The sequence below is a fragment of the Bacteroidales bacterium genome, assembly GCA_012517825.1.
Taxonomy (GTDB): domain Bacteria; phylum Bacteroidota; class Bacteroidia; order Bacteroidales; family JAAYUG01; genus JAAYUG01.
This window is the reverse complement of the sequence record JAAYUG010000121.1, coordinates 16,225-35,736: the sequence shown is the minus strand read 5'-3', so window position 1 is coordinate 35,736 and position 19,512 is coordinate 16,225. Positions and strand designations below refer to the sequence as shown.

The following is a 19,512-nucleotide window of genomic DNA, read 5'->3' as shown; positions in this document are numbered from 1 at the left end:
TTTCAGCTTATTCCTTGCCTTCTTCTGTGCTGTGGGCATCACGGTAATCATCTTTTACGCTGTTCTTCCATAAAGGAAACCCTGCTTTATATGAGCCTCTTGCAAGGGCATGTGCGGCAACTGTTGATGTAAAAAACAGTATTGGGATGATCAGCAGGGCCTTCAGGCCGTAATCGGTCAGGCCGTACCTGGCCAGAAGGGAGGCGGCAATGCAACAGGTGCCAAGGGTAACACACTTGGTGGCCGACTGCAGGCGGTTGTATACATCCGGCAGTCGCAGTAACCCGATGCATCCGAAAAGGTCGAAGAGGATGCCGGTTCCGATCAGCAGGTAAAATACTATATCACTCATTCAGCTTCTTGTTTTCAAGGTATTTTGCCATAGTCAGTGTACCAATAAAACTGAGTATAATCCATGCCATCCCCACATCAATCAGGAAGGACCGGCCGGTTTTTTCGGCCAGAACAATACAGATTCCAACTACAAGGATTCCCATGATGTCGATAGCTACCACTCTGTCGGCCACCGTCGGACCCAGTATGATGCGGATCAGGCAAAGCAGACAGAAGGCAATCAGCAGGTATAAGGCAATGTCCATCATTAGTCAAATATTTTTTTAAGCAGGTTTTCAAATCGTCCTGAAACAATCCGGCTGTATTTTTCCGGATCATCGGTAAAAACATTGATCCAGTGCACATAAAGTGTATCATCGATCAGGTCCACCGAAATGGTTCCCGGGGTCATAGTGATGGAATTGGCAAGGATGGCTCTTCCAAATGCACTTTGGATGCTCACTTTTACTTTTACTATTCCGGGCCTGATAGGCATGGCCGGATGCAGTACCCGGTAAGCTACGTCGAAATTCGCCTTCACACATTCCCAGATGAACATAATCAGGTAAACCACAAGCCAGAAATACCGTCTGGGCTGAAGAAATTTTCCCACGCCTTCCACAAAATACTTACCAAAAAACACGGTGGTTATTCCGGCAACCAGTGTTCCTGCTATCAGGTTTTCCAAAGCAAGCCTGGCTGTGAGCATAAGCCATACGATCAGGCACAGGATGAAATAAGTTACGTGTTTCATAATCAGATCATAATGTCATATTCATGAGGGCATGTACAGCAGGCATGAGGAAAAGATTCCGTAACGACGGAAATACCAGCACACTCAGTAAAAGGCAGCACAGGGCAAGCAGAATCATGGTTCCTTTCATGGAAAAGGGTACGTCTTTTTCCGGAAGGCCTGATTCAGAAGGTTTTCCGTAGAAGGCATAGCGCTGAAATTTCAGATAATATGCGAGGGTGATAATGCTGACAATAACTGCCAGGATAGCCAGTCCGTAAAAACCCGCCCTCACAGCTGCAATGATGATGATGAGTTTGCTGAAAAACCCGTTAAAAGGCGGAATTCCGGAAATGGCCATGGAAGCTACCAGCGAAGTGGCTGATGTGACCGGCATGGCGTGTGCCAGGCCTCCCATTTTGAGAAGATCTCTCGTTTGCAAACGGTATTCAAGTGCTCCGGCATTTAAGAACAACAATCCTTTGAAAAACGCATGATTGACTAAATGGTATACTCCCCCGAAAATGGCAAGGGCGGCAATCTTCATATCGCCTCCTCGGCATAAGAGAATCATTCCAATCCCTGTGCTCATTACCACATATCCCATCTGGCTTATACTTGAATAGGCCAGCAAACGCTTTGTATCCCATTGATTGATAGCAAGAAAGCCGCCAACTAGCATGGATATAACTCCCAGAGTGGTTATCCCGTATGCAAATTGAACGGAAACAGCAAACAAATTGAAGAAGAAGCGGAACAGGCAGTAAATTCCGATTGCTTTGATCAAAACTCCTGAGAGCATGGCAGAAATAGGTGAAGGAGCAGAGGAATGTGCATCGGGAAGCCATGAATGGAACGGAACCATGGCCGATTTAATTCCGAATCCCGCCAGCAAAAGGACTCCGGCAAAGACAATTCCCGGAGAAGCCGGTGCTGAGCCAAGAAGTTTGTGCATATCGGCCATGTTGAGCGTTCCCGTTGCCCAATAGAGCACTCCTATACCAAAAAGGATAAACAGTGATCCCAGCCCGCCCAGTACCTGGTATTTAAAGGAGGCTTCCAGCTCTTCTTTTTTAGTACCGAAGGCCACAAGGGCATAGGAAGCTATGGCTGCAATTTCCAGAAAAACATACAGGTTGAAGATGTCACCGCTTACGGCCACTCCGTTCATTCCAGCCACCATCAGGCAGAACAGCGCATAAAAATACTGTCCGCTTGTGTACTGTTCAATATATGCGTATGAATAAAATGCACTAAAGAAAGCGAGCGTATTGATGATAACGAGCAGCAATACCGACAATCCGTCAGCCGACAGATGAATGCCGATTGGTATGCCGTTTACGGGCTCCCATCCGCCCACCATGTATAGCAGGATGTTTTCTCTTATGTTGGCCATCATCCAGGCCGATAACCCTGCCAGGAAAAGAAAAACCAGCGGGATGGCAATGCGGTGAAACTGCGGAATGTAGCGTCCCGCTACCGCTGTGATAAAGGCAAACCCAAGAGGAATAACCACAAACAAAGGTAACAGTGCTTCCATCATTTATCCTTTTAGTGCATTGATACCGGAAACATCAAACGTTTTATACTTTCTGTACAGCCGGATGGCAATTGCCAGCAGAAGAGCGGTAGTGGCCAGGCCGATGACGATGGCCGTCAGGATCATGGCCTGGGGCAGGGGATCAACCACAACTGCCGGCACCGTTCCGGCCTTCTTCAGAATGGGAATTTCTCCTCCCTTTACATAGCCAATCAATATAAAAAACAGGTTGAGGCTGTATTCCATTATGGAAAGCGCAATGATGATTTTAATAAGGTTGCGCCGGGTTAGAACTCCGTACAACCCAACCAGGAACAGAAGAAAACACATGACAAACAGCACCATATCAGTCCTCCGCTTTAAAAATGACGAATCCGAGAAATATTGTGAGCAAGGCAGCAGCCACTTCGGTACCCACAACCAGGTTATAAATGGGTATCACACCGGCACTTGCAATGTTTCCGGGTGTGCCGTGGGGCAGGTAATTCCGGAAGAACCACATTGCCCCCATCAGCATTCCGGCTGTGGCCAGGAGCAGAAAGACAAGAATGGCAATGCTTTCTGCAGCCGAGGAAAGCTGTTCTTCACGGTGCAGGCCAAATACCCTGATTCCGTTGGCTACTATGAGCAGAATAAAGGATCCTGCAACTATGGTTCCTCCGGCAAATCCGCCTCCCGGAGTGAGATGTCCATGCAGCATAATATAAACCCCGTACAGGAAAATAATTCCTGCCATCAGCTGGGTTACTTTTTTAACAATCAATGACATGCCGTTCATAGTCCTTCTTTTTTACCGGTCAGCCGCAGCATGGCCAGAACACCTATTACTGCCGTAAATAAAACCGTTGCTTCCCCCAGGGTGTCATACCCTCTGAAATCGAAAACAATTCCGGTAACCAGGTTGATGGCTCCGGTTTTTTCTGCACCATGTTGAATGTACTCGGTAGCCATCCTGGTGTGATGCTCGCCAAAGACGGGAAGCATAGAAGTTGATACAACGAAGAAATACAGAAACAATCCTGTTATGACCAGAGCTGCAGCTACATATACCATGTGCCTGAGGTGAACATACGATGCTCCCTTGATTTTTGCCACGGGTGTTTCCTGCAAATCTTCCCGGGTGGAAATAATGAGCACGGAAATCATGATGACCAGCGATATCGTCTCAACCACTACCTGTACAATGGCAAGGTCGGGAGCCTGGAGCAGCAAAAAGGCAATGACAAGCGCAAAGCCTACAATCCCGTACGAAACCACTGCCGACAGCAGATCTTTCGCATACAGGGCATACAATGCACCGGCCAGCATGATGATGAGAATAAACAACAGGGCAGTTTCCATACTTCAAAGACGTTTAGAGAAATACAAGGAGTAAGATGATCAGTCCTGCCGCCGCCCATAATACGTAAAGCGGAAGCAGTCCGGTATGCAGGATGCTGAGTCCTTTCCCGGTGGCCAGAACCAGTTCCTTTCCCCAGGCATAGATGTCGAACCATTTCTTTTCGGCCATGCGGTAAATGATTTCAAAAAACGGGGCCCGGCTGATGTTCAGATAAAAATCGCCAACCACCACAGGATTCTCTGCCTTTTTGGGTTCTCCCCCGGTGAAGCTTTCGGCAATGCGGATCTTCACCAGTTTGTGCAGGGCATAGAAAAGAAATCCCAGTACAATGGAAAGTATCACCAGAGCGGAAATCAGTTCGGAGTTCCAGAATCCGACAAATTCAAATTTCTGATACAATGGCATGATCATACCGGGGATCACAAACCGGCTGGCAAGTATTCCCGCAGCCAGGCAAAGCAGGGCAAGGATGACAAGGGGTGTGCACCTGAATCCATTGCTTTCCCTGATCGAAGCAAGTTCTTCCTTCCTGGCACCAAGGAAAATGCCGGTAAGAAATTTGATAAAGCTGGCCAGAGTGAGGGCAGAACCCAGAACAGCCATTCCAAGCCATAGAGGCCAGAGCTGGCTCACAGCATTGCCCTGGTGCCCGAATTCCACAACTCCCTGATAGATCAGCCACTTGGAGGCAAATCCGTTCAGAGGCGGGACACCGGAAATAGCAAAAGCAAAGATGAGCGCTGAAGCAAAGGTTACCAGCATATTGCCTGCAAGCCCTCCCAGATCGTTCAGGTCGTTCTTTCCTGTTTTGTTCTCCACATTTCCGGCGGCAAGAAACAATCCACTTTTGTAAAGGGTATTGTTGAACAGATGGAACAATCCTCCTGCAATCGCAATGGGGGTTCCGATTCCTATCCCCAGTACCATGTATCCTACCTGGGAAACGGCATGGTATCCAAGAAGTTTTTTGAATTGATGCTGAGCCAGGGCCATCATTACCCCGGCTATGATTGAAATACTGCCCAGCAGAATTACAAGCAGTATCAGCCATTGATTGAGAACAAACATTTCGAGGCATAACCGGCTGAGAAAATAAATTCCCAGCAGTTTGTCGAGTGAGGCCGGAAGAAAGGCAGAAGAGGCAGCCGGTCCGGTTTCGGCAAAATCAGGCACCCAGGTATGGAACGGGAAAGCACCGGCTTTGGTCAAACTTCCTGCCAGAAGGCAGAGGAAGGCGCTCAGAGCCAGCGGCGAGTCGGCCGGGATATGCACTGCCGACATGCTGACCGAGGGCTGAAGAAGATAGAGTAAAGCTATACCAAGGATCATCAGACTATCGGAGGCTCCGATCATAATTAGCGATTTCTTTGCGGCGGCCGCCTGCCCGTCGTTGTTACCCCTGATCAGCATAAAGAGGGTCAACCCGAGTATGCCCCAGCAAAACAGGAAAAAGAGCAGATGATTGCTCAGCAAAGCACCTTCTGTAAATCCAAGGGTGAGCAGTACATATCCGTGAAAATTGCGCACCGGTTCGTCAACACTTCTCACCGACAGGGTATAAACCGAAACAATCCATGCATAGAACGCTGCCAGAACCACCATCCAGATGCTGATGGCATCAAGCCGAAGGACAGTGAGCTGAAGGAAGGATTTTACCAGTTTGCCGGGGCCTTCATCAGAAATATAATCTTTGAGAAAGGGCATCATCCATACCTGTCCCTTTTCTTGCGAACTTGCAAGAAATGCCATGGTTATGGCAAAAAGGCTTACCGCCATTGCCGTCCAGGCTTTAAACCGGATGAACCTGGCAGGCAAACACAGCAGGATTATTCCTGCAACAATTGGAACAGTAATAATGTAGCCCGGTGCATTCATACCTCGTTATTCTTTTGCAACGAACCGGAATTGTCGAGTTCGCTTATGATTTTTCTTGTTTTTTCGTGCGAAAGGCGGATAAGTTCCATTCCATCGAGCCGCCGCATATCCGCCACCGTCTGGTAGGCGGCAGTAAGCCGTTCGGTACAGCAATAGCAGGGATCAACGGCCGCCAGGATAATGGTGGCATCCGAGATGGTCTGGCCAATGCACGATTCTCTGAAAGTGGCAATGTTTACATAGCTGGGGGCACGGATCTTGTGCCGCACCGGCATATTGGATCCATCCGACCGGACAAAATGAAATACTTCGCCTCTTGGAGCTTCTGCTCTTCCAAAGCCCATTCCGGGCGGAATTTCCCTGACCACCGTTTCAATATCGCCTTCTTTGGTCTTTTCAAGGCCGGTAAGGCATTGTTCAATGATGGAAACCGATTCCACCATTTCGAGCAGGCGTACTTTCGCTTTGGCAAACACGTCTCCTTCATCGGCGGTAATGACCTTCCAGTTTACCATGCCATAGGCTGCATACGGGTCATCCCTTCGCACATCAATGGCTATGCCGGAGGCTCTGGCTGTAGGGCCAACAGCTCCGTATTTTCTGATTACTTCGGGAGTCAGCACTCCCACACCTTTTGTCCTTGCGTGGATCACCGGGTCATCCATCACAGCACCGGTCAGCAGGCCAATTTTGGGTTTCAGACTGTCGAGCATCTTCCGTATTTCAGGAATCATGGCGTTGGGAATATCCCTTCGTACCCCGCCGATCTTGAACATGGCATAGTTGTTTCTGTTTCCGGTAATCATCTCGAAAATGTCCAGTACCGATTCCCGGTATTTCCATGACCACATGTAAACCGTGTTGTATCCGAGAAAATGCCCGGCAAGGCCGACCCAGAGCAGATGGCTGTGGATGCGTTCCAGTTCACCAATGATACTGCGTATGTATTTTGCCCGGTCAGGTATCTCAATCCCGGCTATTTCTTCCATTGCATTGGCATAAGCAAAGGGATGCGAGGTGGAGCAGATGCCGCAAATGCGTTCCACCACAAAAAACACCTGATCGAAGGTCTTCTTTTCGTTTATTTTTTCAATTCCCCGGTGGTTATAACCTGTCTCGAATTCAATATCAACAACGGTTTCCCCTTCGCAGAACAGTTTGAACAGTTCCGGTTCTTCCTGAAGCGGATGGTAGGGACCGATGGGTATGATGGTTCGTCTGCTCATAGTCTGTTTATAAATCTTTGTTGATATTCCGCAGGCGCGAATTTTCTTTCTGACCGGATGATGAACCCTCAGCGGCACTTCCGGCAACAATTCCTCTTCGCCCTTGCGTAGCGTAGGGATGTTCATCCGGCCCCCAGTTTCCGCTGGCTATCAGCGGGACCATGTTCGGATGGTTCAGGAAGGTAATTCCGAAGAGATCATGGATTTCCCGTTCAATCCAGTTAGCGGCCGGAACCAGGTTCGCCAGGGATTCAATCTCGGGTTTTTCGGCCGGGAGTTCTACCTGAATGCTCAGAATATATCCTTTGGTATCATCACTCAGATGGTAAAGAATCTCAAAATGCTCAGGATGCGATACGCCGCTGGCAATGATAAACCTGTACCGCCGGTCTTCCGTAAGAAAATTGACGATCTCGAGCAGGGCGGCAGGACGGATCTTTACTACCATGCGTTTATGATTCAGAACCGTCGTTTCCAGAACATCGGTAGAGAATTCTGTCCTGAATATTTCTTCCATTTGCTTGATCATATCATCCGGCCTTTTTGTTTATTAATTTGGCAATTCCGGCTATGATTGCTTCCGGTTTCGGCGGACAACCGGGAATGTACACATCAACGGGAATGATCTGGTCTACCGGGCCGTTAAACGGATTTCCGTCGGCAAAAACCCCTCCGCTGCATCCGCAGGCACCAAAGGCAACCACCACGATGGGTTTTGGGGCCTGATGGTAAACCTCCAGCAACCTATCCCTGCATTTCCGGTTAATGGAGCCTGAAACCAGCAGTACATCGGCATGCTTGATGCTGCCCACCAGTTGTATCCCGAAACGTTCAATATCATACCGTGGCGTGAGGCAATCCAGTATTTCAATGTCACAGTTGTTGCATGAGGCTCCTCCGAAATGGAAGACCCACAGTGATTTTTTAAAGCAATAATCTTTTACTCCCACAATACACTGAATTTAAAGTCCGTAAAGCGATAAAACAAAAGCTGCAATCACCAAAAGATTCATGCCAACAAAGAAGAACCGCATGGCCTGCCCAAGTTTCAGACGGGGGTTTGTGTTCCGTATCAGTGTGAGCACAAGTACCACAGCCAGAAGCTTCAGTACTGACCAAACAATGCCTGTCCCGCTCCATTGAAATCCGCCCAGAAAGAGAACAACCAGGAATGATGGCAAAATGAACAACAGGATGTACCTCGTCAGTTTGACCAGGGCATAGGAAAATCCGGAGTATTCGATGTACATGCCGGCGGTGATTTCCGTTTCCGCCTCCGCCATATCGAAGGGAACCAGCCCCAGTTTTGCCTGAATGCAGAAAATGAAGGCAATAAGCAACAGAATGCCCGACAGGGAACCGGCCAGAGCTCCGTTTTGCTTCTGATAATCAATAATATCAGCCAGGTTCAGGGTCATTCCGGATTTGTAAATGATGGCTGCGAGAATCAGTAAAAAGGCCAGTTCATAGCTCAGGATAAGTTTCATTTCGCGTGAGGCGCCTGTTATCGCCAGTGGATTTCCGGTTGCCATGGCCCCGATGATCCATGAAATGGATGGTACGGTCAGGAAATAGTAAATGACGATCAGATCGCCCCTGAAGCCGGAGGTTATGCCAAAAGAGGGAAGCAGAATGAACACCGCGGCAAGGGTTGCTCCCGTGAGGGCAAATACCGGTGCATACAGAAAGGGAATTTTTGCACTGTTCCGCGGTACCAGCGTTTCTTTTCCCAACAGTTTGAGAACATCATAAAAAGGCTGCAGAAACGGAGGCCCCTTTCTGAACTGAACCCGGGCAGTTATTTTCCTGTCAAACCACGAAAGGATTCCGCCGCCGGCGGCCGCGAAAAGAAAACCCGGAAAAATCAGAAAATAAAACAAATAGTTTGCCATAGCTTGTGCCTATTTCGGTTCCACTTCCGGTTCTTCTTTTAATTTTTCCCAGCTGTATTCCCTGATGAGAATGTGCTCACCCAGGGGCCAGAGGTTTTTCTTCGGATCGGCTTGTTCCCCTCCAAAGGAAAGAGCCTGCCGGGGGCATGAAGCAACCAGGCGTTCCCTTTCTTCCCGGCGTTCAGGGTAATAGTAATCGGCATACACCATTCGGTAGTCAAAAAAATCGTTCATCAGGGTGCCGAAAGGACATACTGCAACACACGATTTGCAGGCCACACAAAGTGCCAGGGAGCGGGTTACAACTCCGTCGGGTCCTTTGGCAAGAGCTTCCACCGGACATACGTCAATGCAGGGTGCACTTTCGCAACGGCGGCAGGTAAACTGAAAAACGGCCAGTTCCCGTATTCGTTTAACCGTTGCGAAAAATGGTCTTCCCAGCCAGGAATTTCCTGCACTGCATTCGGTGCATGTACGGCATTTTTCGAGATCGATGATGAGTTTATCGGCCATACGGAATCGTTCTTATCTCCATATATCGGGTATATGCTTTATTTCGTCGTAACTGAATACCGGTCCGTCTTTGCATACAAAAAATTCGCCCATCATGCAATGCCCGCATTTTCCAAAACCGCAGGACATATTCTTTTCCATGGACAGGTAGATGCTTTCTTCGGGAAATCCCATGCTGAGCAGTTTCTGGGTGGCAAACTTCATCATTACCGGAGGGCCGCATACCACAGCAACCGAATCGGGGACGTTGATTTTTACTTTATCAAGGAGCACCGTTACCACCCCTTCTGTTTCTTCCCAGTTTTCATCGGCTACATTAACGGCACGGTGGGCTTCAAATTTGGGAATGGTATTCAGTTCTTTGAATAAAGGCTTGTAAATACAATCGGCGGGTGTTTTTGAACCATAGCACAGGACAACCCTTTTTATCCGGTCTTTCCATTCAATAAGGTGGTATAAAAGGGAGCGGATTGGGGCAAGTCCGCATCCGCCTCCTACAATGACCACTTCTTTTTCGTACATATTGTATACGGGGTATCCTCTTCCATAGGGCCCTCGGATTCCGAGCACAGCGCCGGGTGTGAGCTGGTGGAATTTTTCCGTTACATGTCCGGCCTTCATGATGGTTACTTCCAGCTTGTCTTTAATGAAAGGAGAGGAGGATGGGGTAAAAGGAGCTTCCCCATAGCCATTCAGGGTTAATTCAATAAACTGGCCGGTATCAAAGCTGAACTCTCTTTCAGGCCTCAGTACAAGGGTTTTGATGAGGGGTGACTCATCAATCACTGTTTCCAGGGTAGCTTTCAATGGCCGGTATATGTTCTTTGTTTCAGGCATGTTGAGATATTTTGACTTCGCCGGTATTGAGTTCGGTAAACAGTTCATTCTTGCTGATGTTGCCCGGGCAGGCGTCAATGCAGCGTCCGCATCCTGTGCAGGCAGAAACCTTGTACCGTTCAGGACGCCACACATATTTGCACAGATAGCGGTTGCGGAAGCGCACGGTAAGCGGGGCCAGAGGATCTTCTCCGGCAGCTACCCGCTGAAAATCAGGATACTGGCATGTGTCGAGCTGGCGGACCTTTTCAAACTCCGGACGGTCGAGCAGCAAAAAGCAGGTGCAGGTTGGACATATTGCAGCACAGGCTCCGCAGCCAACGCAGGTCGAAGCATACTTCTTCCACAGCCAGTATTCCGATTGCTGTATCAGGGTGGAAGTTTTTTTCAGATCAGGTAATCCCTTGTTTTGCCTGTTGATATCATCCCTCACCGAAATCCGTTTCAGCTTGATGGCTTCTATTTCACTGTCCTTTGCTTCCTGCACCGGTATGCGCGAGCGCATTTCATTCAGCACTTTCTGCCCCTTTTCGGAAAGCACGCGGATAAAAACATTGTTCCGGTAGCCCGACAGGACAAGATCACAGTTTCGCTCAGGAAAAGGATTTACATTATATATGGTGCAATGGCAGTTTTCCTTGTGGCTCTGGCAGTCAGTTCCGATAAGAATGGCCTGTTCCCTCTGTTTTCTGTACAGATCATCAGGAAAGGCAGGATCCAGATAGACGGCATCCAGCAGATCCAGCGCCGCAAGGTCGCATGCCGGAACGCCCAGTATAAGCAAAGGGAGGGAACCATTCATGTCAATGGTTACATTCTTCCGGATGGGCAGAAAAAATGTCTTTAGCGGCGTGGCCGGCAAGGGTTCATTCAGCAGGATGTGCTGAACATTTTCTGTATTTACCCTGTCGTAATCCAGCGTGTTAAGCCTGCGGAAAGGGGCATAAACCGTATAGTCCTTCAGACAGGATACCAGAAACTGCTCAAACGACCCGCGGCTGGTAAGGTAATGTTTGTCCATAACATCCTTAAATCGGAAACAAAATTCTTAAGGATTACCAGCACGGGCAATGACAGGAAACAGGCAGAGACAGGATTTTTGTCAGAATGCTGCATAGGAACGGGTCAGTCAGCAATATGACATTGGTTCCGTCAAAATATGATCTATGTCAGTTTTTTTATAAGGAAGCCGGACAATCCGCCTTCATACGCCGAAGGCCTTAAGGAAACCATTGACATGGGCGTGGGCAACTTTTTGCAGTCCGGTTATATCCAGCAAATGAATTTTCCGTCCTGAAATGGCAATGAGTTTTTCCTCGCGGAATTCAGAGAGCAGCCTGATCACGGTTTCGGTGGCTGAGCCCACCATGTTGGCCAGGTCTTCCCGCGAGAGATTGATTACCGGGCTTGCTATGAGGGCCGGATCATTCTGTCCTTCAGATAGCCGGAGAAGGGTTTCGGCCAGCCGCTCCCTGACCGATTTCTGGGCCAGTGAGGTTAGTTGGTTCTCGGTATCTTCCAGTAAATCAGAAAGTGCGATGATCATCTTATGGGTTATTTCGGGAATTTTCCGGGTAATCTGCAGAAAGTTTTCTGCCGTGAAAAAACATACAGCGGCATCGGTAAGGGCCTGGGCATTAATGCAATAGAGTCTGCTTCCTACCAGGGCGCGGTACCCAAACAAGTCGCCCGGCTGAACCATACGGACAATTTGTTCCCGGCCGTCGGGCCCGTATTTATAGAGTTTTACACTGCCGCTGTAAAGGCAATAAACACCAAGCGCCCGGTTATCTTCCTGAAAAATTACCTGCCCCTTTTTGTACATGGAACAGGCTTTTTCATATTTCAGTTCAGATAAATAATCAGGAAGCACATTTGCAAAACAGGACCTTTGCAAATTATGGCAGGTAAGACATTCCGGAAGTTCCCGTATCATAGGGCTCCGTTTTTGAGGTGAAAACGTCTCTGCCCGGCACGGAGGACTGGTTCCGGCAGTCCTTCCTTTCCTTTCGTAAGGTAAAAGTAATAATAATTTTTTAATGACAATATGGTTAGCTATTTGTCATTCGCTAATTGCCATTCACTTCTGACTTTTTGCTTTTTACGGGGGAGTAGGAGGGGTATTCCCAATCGGTAAATATTTTGTAACCCGAAACTATTTTTACCTTTGTGCCACAAATCATTATATTATGAAACCCACATGTTTTACAAACACAAACACAGCGGTAATAAAATGCCGAACAGGTGGGTTCCATTATACCATTGAAAATTAATTTTATTATGATGAAAATAGCGCTTGCTCAGCAGAACTATCATATTGGCAATTTTCAGGAGAACGTAACAAAAATTATTTCCGCTATCCGGCAGGCGCAGGATGAGGGAGCTGACCTGGTGGTGTTTCCTGAACTGAGCGTCTGTGGCTACCCCCCTCTGGATTTGCTGGATCAGAAATCGTTTATCGAAAAATGCCTGAGGGCCGTTGAAAGCATTGCCCCGGTTTGCAAAGATATAGCAGCTATTGTCGGTGGTCCGGCTTATAACGACGATCCCGCCGGGAAGAGCTTATTCAATTCGGCCTTTTTCCTTTACCAGGGAAAAGTTGTGGACCAGGTAAACAAAAGCCTTCTCCCCACGTACGATGTGTTTGACGAATACCGTTATTTTGAACCCAACCGGCAATTCAAGGTCATTCCGTTCCGCGGACAAAAGATTGGAATAACCATATGCGAAGATATTTGGGACAACCAGCCTGCCCCCAATTCACTGGGCCGTACCAGGCTGTACACACTTTCTCCCATGGAAGAACTCAGCCGGCTGCACCCCGATGTGGTTATCAATATTTCGGCCAGTCCGTTTTCCACATCGCACGAAAAAATAAAAAAGAAGATCCTGAAAGACCATGCAGGAAAATACTCGGTTCCGATTGTTTATGTGAACCAGGTGGGAGCGCATACCGAGCTGATATTTGACGGTGCTTCCATGGTGGTGAACAGTTCGGGCAATATTGTCAGTGAACTGGCCTGGTTCCGCGAAGATTTTCAGGTGATTGATATGGGTGAGGTGGACAGAATGGACGCTGTTGCCCATGCTGAGAAAGAAACCACCGAGAAGATTTACGAAGCCCTGATCCTGGGCATTCACGACTTCTTTGCCAAGCAGGGTTTTTCAAAAGCTGTGCTCGGACTTTCCGGCGGAATTGATTCGTCAGTGGTTGCCGCACTGGCAGTGGAGGCACTCGGCCAGGACAATGTTGCCGGCCTCCTTCTCCCTTCGCAGTTTACTTCACAGCATTCCATTGACGATGCAGTTGAACTTGCCGAAAATCTGGGTATCGATTATCATATACTTCGGATTGACAGCCTCTTTGAACAATATAAAAAGGTTCTCCATCCGCTTTTCAACAACCTGCCGGAAGATGTGACCGAGGAAAACATCCAGGCACGCATACGCGGCAATCTTCTGATGGCTTATTCAAACAAATTCGGAAACATTCTTCTCAATACTTCCAATAAAAGCGAAGCCGCTGTGGGCTACGGCACCCTGTACGGCGATCTGGCCGGAGGACTTTCTGTGCTCGGCGATGTTTACAAAACCCAGGTGTACGATCTTGCCCGTTATATCAACCGTTCCCGGACCATTATTCCGGCCAATGTGCTCATCAAACCCCCTACGGCAGAACTTCGTCCCAATCAGAAAGACTCCGACTCTCTCCCTGAATACAGCGTACTTGACCCCATTCTCTTCCGGTACATTGAACAGTACAAAACCCCCGATGAAATCATCGAGGAAGGATTTGAGGAAGATACTGTCATGCAGGTTATCCGGATGATCAACCGCAATGAATACAAACGCTATCAGACCCCGCCCATCCTTCGCATCTCGTCCAAAGCATTCGGACCCGGCCGGAAAATGCCCCTGGTTGCTTATTTTTGATTTTTGTGTCGTGCATCAAATCATTTTTGTACATTTGTATGTTTTATAACACGTTCTGAATATTTTGACAACTATGCAGCAACGATTTCTCGAATGCGAAAACTGTATTGACAATCCCAAGTCGGTCTTCGCTGTTCTTACTCCGAAAGAAAAGGAGACTTTCAAAAAGAACCTGATTTGCCATGCGTACAAAAAAGGTGATATTATCTTTAAGGAAGGGGATAAGCCAACCGGACTGATCTTTCTTTCTGAAGGCAAGGTGAAGGTTTTCAAGGAAGGAGTAGGCGGAAGGGAACAGATTATCCGTATGGCGAGGCCGGTGGGATTTATTGGCTACCGTGCCCTGTTTGCCGAAGAGTACCATCATGCCACAGCGGTAGCCATCGAAGATTCGATTATCTGTACCATCGAAAAGGATCTGGTTTATAAAACATTACGTCAGAATCCCGATTTTTCGCTCAGTATTATTAAGGCTTTTGCCACCGAACTTGGTTTTTCCATCGACCGCACGGTTACCCTTACGCAAAAGCATATCCGCGGGCGGCTGGCCGAATCACTCATCTTTCTGAAAGATACTTACGGGTTTGAGAACGACGGAAGTACCCTGAAGGTCTACCTCAGCAGGGAAGATGTAGCCAACCTGTCGAATATGACTACTTCAAACGCCATTCGTACCCTGTCGGCATTTGCCAGTGAAGGAGTGATTGCCATTGACGGCCGGAAGATCAAGATACTGGATCTGCACAAGCTGGAACGCATCAGCGACCTGGGCTGATGATGCTTCTTACGTAAAAAGGTTCTTCTCGAACAGCATTTTTTCAACATTCTGAAGGGTGGTGTGCAGGCTGAAAACTGTCTCTGCCCTTTTGCGTCCTCTGGCACCCATTGACTGGCATAATGCGCGGTCGTTCATCAGCTGTTCAATCCGCTCAGCCATCAGCGGAAGATTATTTTCAGGAACCAGGAAGCCGGTTATCCCGTCTTCAACTATTTCGGGGTTACTGCTGGACCGGAAGGCGACCACCGGCCTGGAACCGGCCATTGCTTCCACCAGCACATACCCAAACCCTTCCCACAATGAAGTGAGGCAGAACACATCAATATCCTTCATGAAACTTGGTATGTTTTCCACAAATCCCAGCAAAACAATTTTGTCGTCCACCCCGTTTTTCCGTGCATATTCGTCCAGTTCCTGATGCATTTTGCCTTCTCCCGCAATAACAATGCGAAACCTGTATCCTTTCCTGCTGAGAATGACCGCCAGGTCAATGAGCATTTTCTGTCCTTTCTGATATACCAGCCGGCCGGCATTGCCAATGATAAATTCTTCCTTACTCCGGCTGAAAACCGGCTCATACTTTTCACTGTCGAAAGCATTCAGGTCAAGGCCATTATAAATAACTCTGATTTTATCGGGATTGAAAAGCATGGGGTGGTTGGCCAGGATAGTGTTTTTCGTTTCTTCTGAATTGGCCATAATATCGGTAACCACATGGCGGAAGATGAAGCGGTTGGTGAGGCTGTTTTTGACAGGAACTGCCAGCCCGCGCCGGTATATTACCCGCTCAACGCCGGCAAGGCGTCCGGCAACTCCGCCCAGTTTGATATCGGCCGAAAGGTTCGAAATGACAACCCGCACGCCCAGCCGCCTGTAGATCTTCACTACCTTATACACCTTCAACGGATTGAGGAAATCAAGATTGTGCACCCGCAGGCGTACTACCGGTAGCGGCGTTTCACGAAGCCTCTCGTACAAAGCACTTTTCCGGTTGGTGATCACCACAATGCGGTGCCCTTTTTTCTGCAGGCGGGTAGCAATATCAAAATGCCATTTTTCCCCTCCTCCCCAGGTAACTGACGAGTTGAAAAAACAAATGGTTTCTCTTTTCTTACGATGTTCCCTGTATAGCTGCCGAAGTTTGACATATTTCAGGAAAGTCTCGTACGAAGAAATTCCGCAGATGACCATGCCGTAAAATCCGTCCAGAAAACCTCCCCGGAGGAAGAAATCACGAAATCCCCGCCAGAACGGGTGGAACATTATGGTGAACCAGGACACCGTTTTCCCCCGCTGAAAAAAGGATTGGGCAATGATGTCGGTAAACCGGTTGCTCTGCGCAACATGCTCCCTGATTGAATAATAGGAATAGTGCAGTAAATTTCCCGGGAGGAATTTTTTAACGGCCCCTTTTTGCAGAATGAATCTGTCGTGCGGATTGGTGCCGCCCCACATCCCTTTCCTGCGGTCAAACAGGCGAAGCTTCCGGCTTGGGTACCAGCCCGAATACCGTATCCACTTCCCGCAGTAATTGTTTAACCGGCTGAAGTAATAACCGTCGGCTGTCCAGTTTTCTTTTGCCTGGAGAATGGACCGGCAGAGTTCCGGACTCAGGGCTTCGTCGGCATCAAGCGCAAGAACATGATCGTAAGTGGCCTGTTTCAGTGCATAATTCTTCTGCTCAATATATCCGGCAAAGGGGTGCTGCAGGAAGCGGACGCCATAAGTGCGGCATATTTCTTCGGTCCGGTCTTCAGAAAAAGAATCCACCACCACAATTTCATCAGCCACGTCCTTTACCGAACGCAGGCATCGCTCAATATTGTGCTCTTCGTTGTAAGTAATGATGACAACCGATAACTTCACTGGTTTCATTTACTCGTAGTAATATACCCGTTTTACTCTTGACGAAATGCCGGTAAGCACTTCATAGGGAATTGTGTTGAGTTTTTCGGCCATGGCGGTAACCGGAACCGGCCCTCCGAAAAGAATCACTTCGTCGCCTTCTGCAACGGGAATTCCCGTTACATCAATCATGCACATGTCCATACAGATGTTTCCGATTACCGGAGCAAAATGGCCATTGACCCAGAACTGCCCGGTTCCGTTTCCCAGGCGGCGGTCAAGGCCGTCTGCATACCCTACGGGGATTACAGCAATGGTGCTGTCGCTTTCCACCTTTCCGCGGCGGTTATAACCCACGGTTTCTCCGGCCCTGATATTTCGTATCTGGGAAACCACCGACTTGAACGTACTGATTTGCTGAAGCTTTTCGGGATGCACTGCGCTGATGCCGTATAATCCTATTCCCAGCCGCACCATTTCAAAACTGGCCTCAGGGAAACGCTCTATGCCGGCTGAGTTGAGAATATGCCGCAGGAAAGGGTAAGGAAGTCCGGCCTGCAGTATCTCTGCAGCCTGCCTGAAGGTGCCGATCTGCCAGCGCGTAAATTCGTCCAGTCCGGAGTCTTCGCTTCCGGCCAGATGCGAGAAAACGGAAACCACGCGGATGGTATTCTGCTGTGACAGAAAAACCGCCAGCTCGCCGGCATCCTCGGGTGCAAAACCCAGACGGTGCATTCCTGTGTCAATTTTTATATGCACAGGGTACCGGGTAATTCCTTCCATCTGCAACCAGGCAATGATTTTACGCAGAAAAGGCCAGCTGTAAATTTCGGGCTCCAGTTTATGTTGCACCATAAGCCGGAATCCTTGTTCTTCCGGGCTCATGACCATCACCGGAAGGGTGATACCTGCCTGACGAAGGGCAACCCCTTCGTCAATAAACGCCACGGCGAGGTAATCGGCCTTGTGGTACTGCATCAGCTGGGCAATTTCGTGCGACCCGCTGCCGTACGAAAGAGCTTTTACCATCACCATAAGCTTCGTCTCCGGCGGAACCAGCGATTTGAAATAGTTGAAGTTGTGAATCAGTGCGTTCAGGTTGATTTCAAGGCGTGTTATGTGCCTGGTTTCTTCCAGAAGGGCCGCTATCCGTTCAAAATTGAAAACCCGTGCTCCTTTCAGCAGAATGGCTTCATCGGAAAACGACATCCGTTCGGCCGACTGCAGAAAAGCATCCGTTGACGGATAAAATGAGGCGGGAAGAGAAAATACATCCCGGTTGCGGGAAATAACTTCTCCTATTCCAATCAGCCTGGTTACATTCTTGCTTTTGAGCAGGGAAGCCACACGCCGGTATAGTTCGCCTTCCGTCCGCCCTGACTGCAGGATGTCGGAAAGAATAACCGTTTTCCCGGGATGCTGGTCCTGGCGGCGAAGAAAATCCAGGGCTATGCTCAGCGATACCAGATCTGAACTGTAACTGTCGTTGATGAGGGTGCAATGCCGGATGCCCTTTTTTACTTCCATGCGCATTGCTACAGGCGGAAGAGCCTGAAACAATTCCTGAAGTTCCCCGGGTTCATAACCCGATTCGAGCATTACCAGCCAGCAGTGAATGGCATTCTCAATGGATGCCTGGTCGGTGAAAGGAATGGCAATCCGCACCGCACGGTCTTTCCAGATGCCGGCTATATGCGTTCGTCCGCCTACCCTGCGTATGGTTTTTACATGAAGACGGCAGGACTCCGTACCCGTTGACCAGCAGATCTTTTCCGGCTTTTCCCCCGGAAACAGTTCATCGACAGCCTTTCGTACCACTTTCTGGTCGGCGCAGTAAAACAGCCGGTCGGCATGCCGGAACAACTGCAGTTTTTCCCGTACCTTCTGACGGACATCAGAAAAATTCTCCTGATGCGCTTCCCCGATGTTGGTTATGATTCCCGTCCGGGGCCGGATGATTTTTTCCAGCCGTTCCATTTCGCCGGGGAAAGAAATCCCCGCTTCGAAGAGGTAAACTTCGGCATCAGGTTCCGACATGAGCACCGACAGGGGAACTCCTACCTGGGAATTGTAGCTTCGCGGACTGCTGACGGTGTTGTATTTCAGGGAAAAAAGATGGTGAAGCCACTCTTTTACAATGGTTTTCCCGTTACTGCCGGTAATGCCGGTTACATTCCCTCTGAACTGCTGTCGGTAATGTGCCGCCAACTGCTGAAGCGCTTTCAGCGTATCGGGAACAATGACGAAAGAAGGGCCGGCAACGTCAGCTGCATCAGCTGGTATGGACTGGACAAGGAAACTCCTGATGCCTTTTTTACTCATCTCCCTGATGAACGAGTGCCCGTCATGATTCATGCCTTTAAGGGCAATGAACAGGCATGAGGTGGTGGACGGCTGTAAACGGCTGTCGGTAAGTACCTCCCTGACCACCTCATCAGACTGACCGTTCAGTTTGCCTTGTGTAATTTCAGCTATTTCCCCGAGTGTGTATTTCATCTGCAATGATTCCTGTCCCTGAAAAACGATTCTTCTAAAGCATTATTTTGCGCAGGCAATTCCCTGCATGTTGTCTGTCCCTGCCGGCTAAAGGCCTGACCAAAGCCACCATGCCGCAGATAATGAAATTCAGTAATAATCCCAATTTATTCATTGGAAGCTCTTGAAA

20 protein-coding genes are annotated in these 19,512 nt (G+C 48.7%); 2 read left to right on the top strand and 18 right to left on the bottom strand.

The annotated features are described in order from the left end of the window. Nucleotides 1-7: 7 nt before the first annotated feature. From GX419_08590 to GX419_08515, 16 genes are all read right to left on the bottom strand, one after another. Nucleotides 8-352, bottom strand: a complete 345-nt coding sequence (locus GX419_08590; protein ID NLI24747.1) for a Na+/H+ antiporter subunit G — start codon at nt 350-352, stop codon at nt 8-10. After that, nucleotides 345-602, bottom strand: coding sequence for a cation:proton antiporter (locus tag GX419_08585; GenBank protein ID NLI24746.1), 258 nt, complete (start codon nt 600-602; stop codon nt 345-347). The genes GX419_08590 and GX419_08585 overlap by 8 nt, the downstream gene beginning before the upstream one ends. After that, the gene (locus GX419_08580; GenBank protein ID NLI24745.1) at nt 602-1,087 is read right to left on the bottom strand and encodes a Na+/H+ antiporter subunit E; all 486 of its coding nucleotides are present in this window, start codon (nt 1,085-1,087) and stop codon (nt 602-604) included. Before GX419_08580 ends, GX419_08585 begins: the two co-directional genes overlap by 1 nt. A gap of 7 nt (nt 1,088-1,094) precedes the next feature. Then, complete coding sequence (locus tag GX419_08575; protein NLI24744.1) at nt 1,095-2,606, bottom strand: NADH/ubiquinone/plastoquinone (complex I); 1,512 nt, start codon at nt 2,604-2,606, stop codon at nt 1,095-1,097. Nucleotides 2,607-2,609: 3 nt separating this feature from the next. Beyond that, nucleotides 2,610-2,951 carry a cation:proton antiporter subunit C gene (locus tag GX419_08570; GenBank protein ID NLI24743.1) on the bottom strand — a complete coding sequence of 114 codons (342 nt, stop codon included), beginning with the start codon at nt 2,949-2,951 and terminating at the stop codon, nt 2,610-2,612. Nucleotide 2,952: 1 nt separating this feature from the next. Next, nucleotides 2,953-3,384 (bottom strand): cation:proton antiporter, encoded by a 432-nt coding sequence (locus GX419_08565; protein NLI24742.1) that lies wholly within the window; start codon nt 3,382-3,384, stop codon nt 2,953-2,955. Beyond that, nucleotides 3,381-3,947, bottom strand: a complete 567-nt coding sequence (locus GX419_08560; GenBank protein NLI24741.1) for a DUF4040 domain-containing protein — start codon at nt 3,945-3,947, stop codon at nt 3,381-3,383. The genes GX419_08565 and GX419_08560 overlap by 4 nt, the downstream gene beginning before the upstream one ends. 13 nt (nt 3,948-3,960) lie before the next feature. Then, complete coding sequence (locus tag GX419_08555) at nt 3,961-5,823, bottom strand: hypothetical protein (protein ID NLI24740.1); 1,863 nt, start codon at nt 5,821-5,823, stop codon at nt 3,961-3,963. After that, nucleotides 5,820-7,049, bottom strand: a complete 1,230-nt coding sequence (locus GX419_08550) for an NADH:ubiquinone oxidoreductase (GenBank protein ID NLI24739.1) — start codon at nt 7,047-7,049, stop codon at nt 5,820-5,822. The genes GX419_08555 and GX419_08550 overlap by 4 nt, the downstream gene beginning before the upstream one ends. 7 nt (nt 7,050-7,056) lie before the next feature. Continuing rightward, nucleotides 7,057-7,578 (bottom strand): NADH-quinone oxidoreductase subunit C, encoded by a 522-nt coding sequence (locus tag GX419_08545; GenBank protein NLI24738.1) that lies wholly within the window; start codon nt 7,576-7,578, stop codon nt 7,057-7,059. A gap of 1 nt (nt 7,579) precedes the next feature. Beyond that, nucleotides 7,580-7,999, bottom strand: a complete 420-nt coding sequence (gene nuoB, locus GX419_08540) for an NADH-quinone oxidoreductase subunit NuoB (GenBank protein NLI24737.1) — start codon at nt 7,997-7,999, stop codon at nt 7,580-7,582. A 12-nt stretch (nt 8,000-8,011) separates the two neighbouring features. Then, the gene (locus GX419_08535; GenBank protein NLI24736.1) at nt 8,012-8,941 is read right to left on the bottom strand and encodes an NADH-quinone oxidoreductase subunit H; all 930 of its coding nucleotides are present in this window, start codon (nt 8,939-8,941) and stop codon (nt 8,012-8,014) included. A gap of 9 nt (nt 8,942-8,950) precedes the next feature. Next, on the bottom strand, nt 8,951-9,454 hold the full coding sequence (locus tag GX419_08530) for a 4Fe-4S binding protein (GenBank protein ID NLI24735.1): 504 nt from the start codon (nt 9,452-9,454) through the stop codon (nt 8,951-8,953). Nucleotides 9,455-9,466: 12 nt separating this feature from the next. Further along, complete coding sequence (locus tag GX419_08525) at nt 9,467-10,291, bottom strand: oxidoreductase (protein ID NLI24734.1); 825 nt, start codon at nt 10,289-10,291, stop codon at nt 9,467-9,469. Next, complete coding sequence (locus tag GX419_08520; GenBank protein NLI24733.1) at nt 10,284-11,312, bottom strand: 4Fe-4S binding protein; 1,029 nt, start codon at nt 11,310-11,312, stop codon at nt 10,284-10,286. The genes GX419_08525 and GX419_08520 overlap by 8 nt, the downstream gene beginning before the upstream one ends. 183 nt (nt 11,313-11,495) lie before the next feature. Next, complete coding sequence (locus GX419_08515) at nt 11,496-12,227, bottom strand: Crp/Fnr family transcriptional regulator (protein NLI24732.1); 732 nt, start codon at nt 12,225-12,227, stop codon at nt 11,496-11,498. A 347-nt stretch (nt 12,228-12,574) separates the two neighbouring features. Here GX419_08515 and GX419_08510 point away from each other — a divergent pair, with 347 nt between their 5' ends. Then, nucleotides 12,575-14,224 carry an NAD+ synthase gene (locus GX419_08510; GenBank protein NLI24731.1) on the top strand — a complete coding sequence of 550 codons (1,650 nt, stop codon included), beginning with the start codon at nt 12,575-12,577 and terminating at the stop codon, nt 14,222-14,224. A gap of 73 nt (nt 14,225-14,297) precedes the next feature. Further along, complete coding sequence (locus tag GX419_08505; GenBank protein NLI24730.1) at nt 14,298-14,999, top strand: Crp/Fnr family transcriptional regulator; 702 nt, start codon at nt 14,298-14,300, stop codon at nt 14,997-14,999. A gap of 9 nt (nt 15,000-15,008) precedes the next feature. Here GX419_08505 and GX419_08500 read toward each other — a convergent pair whose 3' ends face one another. Further along, a complete protein-coding gene (locus GX419_08500; GenBank protein NLI24729.1) occupies nt 15,009-16,877 on the bottom strand; it encodes a glycosyltransferase in 1,869 nt (622 codons plus the stop codon). Beyond that, nucleotides 16,878-19,343, bottom strand: coding sequence for a bifunctional UDP-N-acetylmuramoyl-tripeptide:D-alanyl-D-alanine ligase/alanine racemase (locus GX419_08495; protein ID NLI24728.1), 2,466 nt, complete (start codon nt 19,341-19,343; stop codon nt 16,878-16,880). Between the last annotated feature and the right edge of the window lie 169 nt (nt 19,344-19,512).

Bases quoted from the DNA above. Each gene is read 5' to 3' on its own strand.
- GX419_08550 (NLI24739.1), bottom strand. From the start codon at position 7,049: ATGAGCAGACGAACCATCATACCCATCGGTCCCTACCATCCGCTTCAG.
- GX419_08580 (NLI24745.1), bottom strand. From the start codon at position 1,087: ATGAAACACGTAACTTATTTCATCCTGTGCCTGATCGTATGGCTTATG.
- GX419_08520 (NLI24733.1), bottom strand. From the start codon at position 11,312: ATGGACAAACATTACCTTACCAGCCGCGGGTCGTTTGAGCAGTTTCTG.
- GX419_08505 (NLI24730.1), top strand. From the start codon at position 14,298: ATGCAGCAACGATTTCTCGAATGCGAAAACTGTATTGACAATCCCAAG.
- GX419_08530 (NLI24735.1), bottom strand. From the start codon at position 9,454: ATGGCCGATAAACTCATCATCGATCTCGAAAAATGCCGTACATGCACC.
- GX419_08545 (NLI24738.1), bottom strand. From the start codon at position 7,578: ATGATCAAGCAAATGGAAGAAATATTCAGGACAGAATTCTCTACCGAT.
- GX419_08555 (NLI24740.1), bottom strand. From the start codon at position 5,823: ATGAATGCACCGGGCTACATTATTACTGTTCCAATTGTTGCAGGAATA.
- GX419_08570 (NLI24743.1), bottom strand. From the start codon at position 2,951: ATGGTGCTGTTTGTCATGTGTTTTCTTCTGTTCCTGGTTGGGTTGTAC.
- GX419_08560 (NLI24741.1), bottom strand. From the start codon at position 3,947: ATGGAAACTGCCCTGTTGTTTATTCTCATCATCATGCTGGCCGGTGCA.
- GX419_08575 (NLI24744.1), bottom strand. From the start codon at position 2,606: ATGGAAGCACTGTTACCTTTGTTTGTGGTTATTCCTCTTGGGTTTGCC.
- GX419_08510 (NLI24731.1), top strand. From the start codon at position 12,575: ATGAAAATAGCGCTTGCTCAGCAGAACTATCATATTGGCAATTTTCAG.
- GX419_08525 (NLI24734.1), bottom strand. From the start codon at position 10,291: ATGCCTGAAACAAAGAACATATACCGGCCATTGAAAGCTACCCTGGAA.
- GX419_08495 (NLI24728.1), bottom strand. From the start codon at position 19,343: ATGAAATACACACTCGGGGAAATAGCTGAAATTACACAAGGCAAACTG.
- GX419_08535 (NLI24736.1), bottom strand. From the start codon at position 8,941: ATGGCAAACTATTTGTTTTATTTTCTGATTTTTCCGGGTTTTCTTTTC.
- GX419_08590 (NLI24747.1), bottom strand. From the start codon at position 352: ATGAGTGATATAGTATTTTACCTGCTGATCGGAACCGGCATCCTCTTC.
- GX419_08515 (NLI24732.1), bottom strand. From the start codon at position 12,227: ATGATACGGGAACTTCCGGAATGTCTTACCTGCCATAATTTGCAAAGG.
- GX419_08565 (NLI24742.1), bottom strand. From the start codon at position 3,384: ATGAACGGCATGTCATTGATTGTTAAAAAAGTAACCCAGCTGATGGCA.
- GX419_08500 (NLI24729.1), bottom strand. From the start codon at position 16,877: ATGAAACCAGTGAAGTTATCGGTTGTCATCATTACTTACAACGAAGAG.
- GX419_08585 (NLI24746.1), bottom strand. From the start codon at position 602: ATGATGGACATTGCCTTATACCTGCTGATTGCCTTCTGTCTGCTTTGC.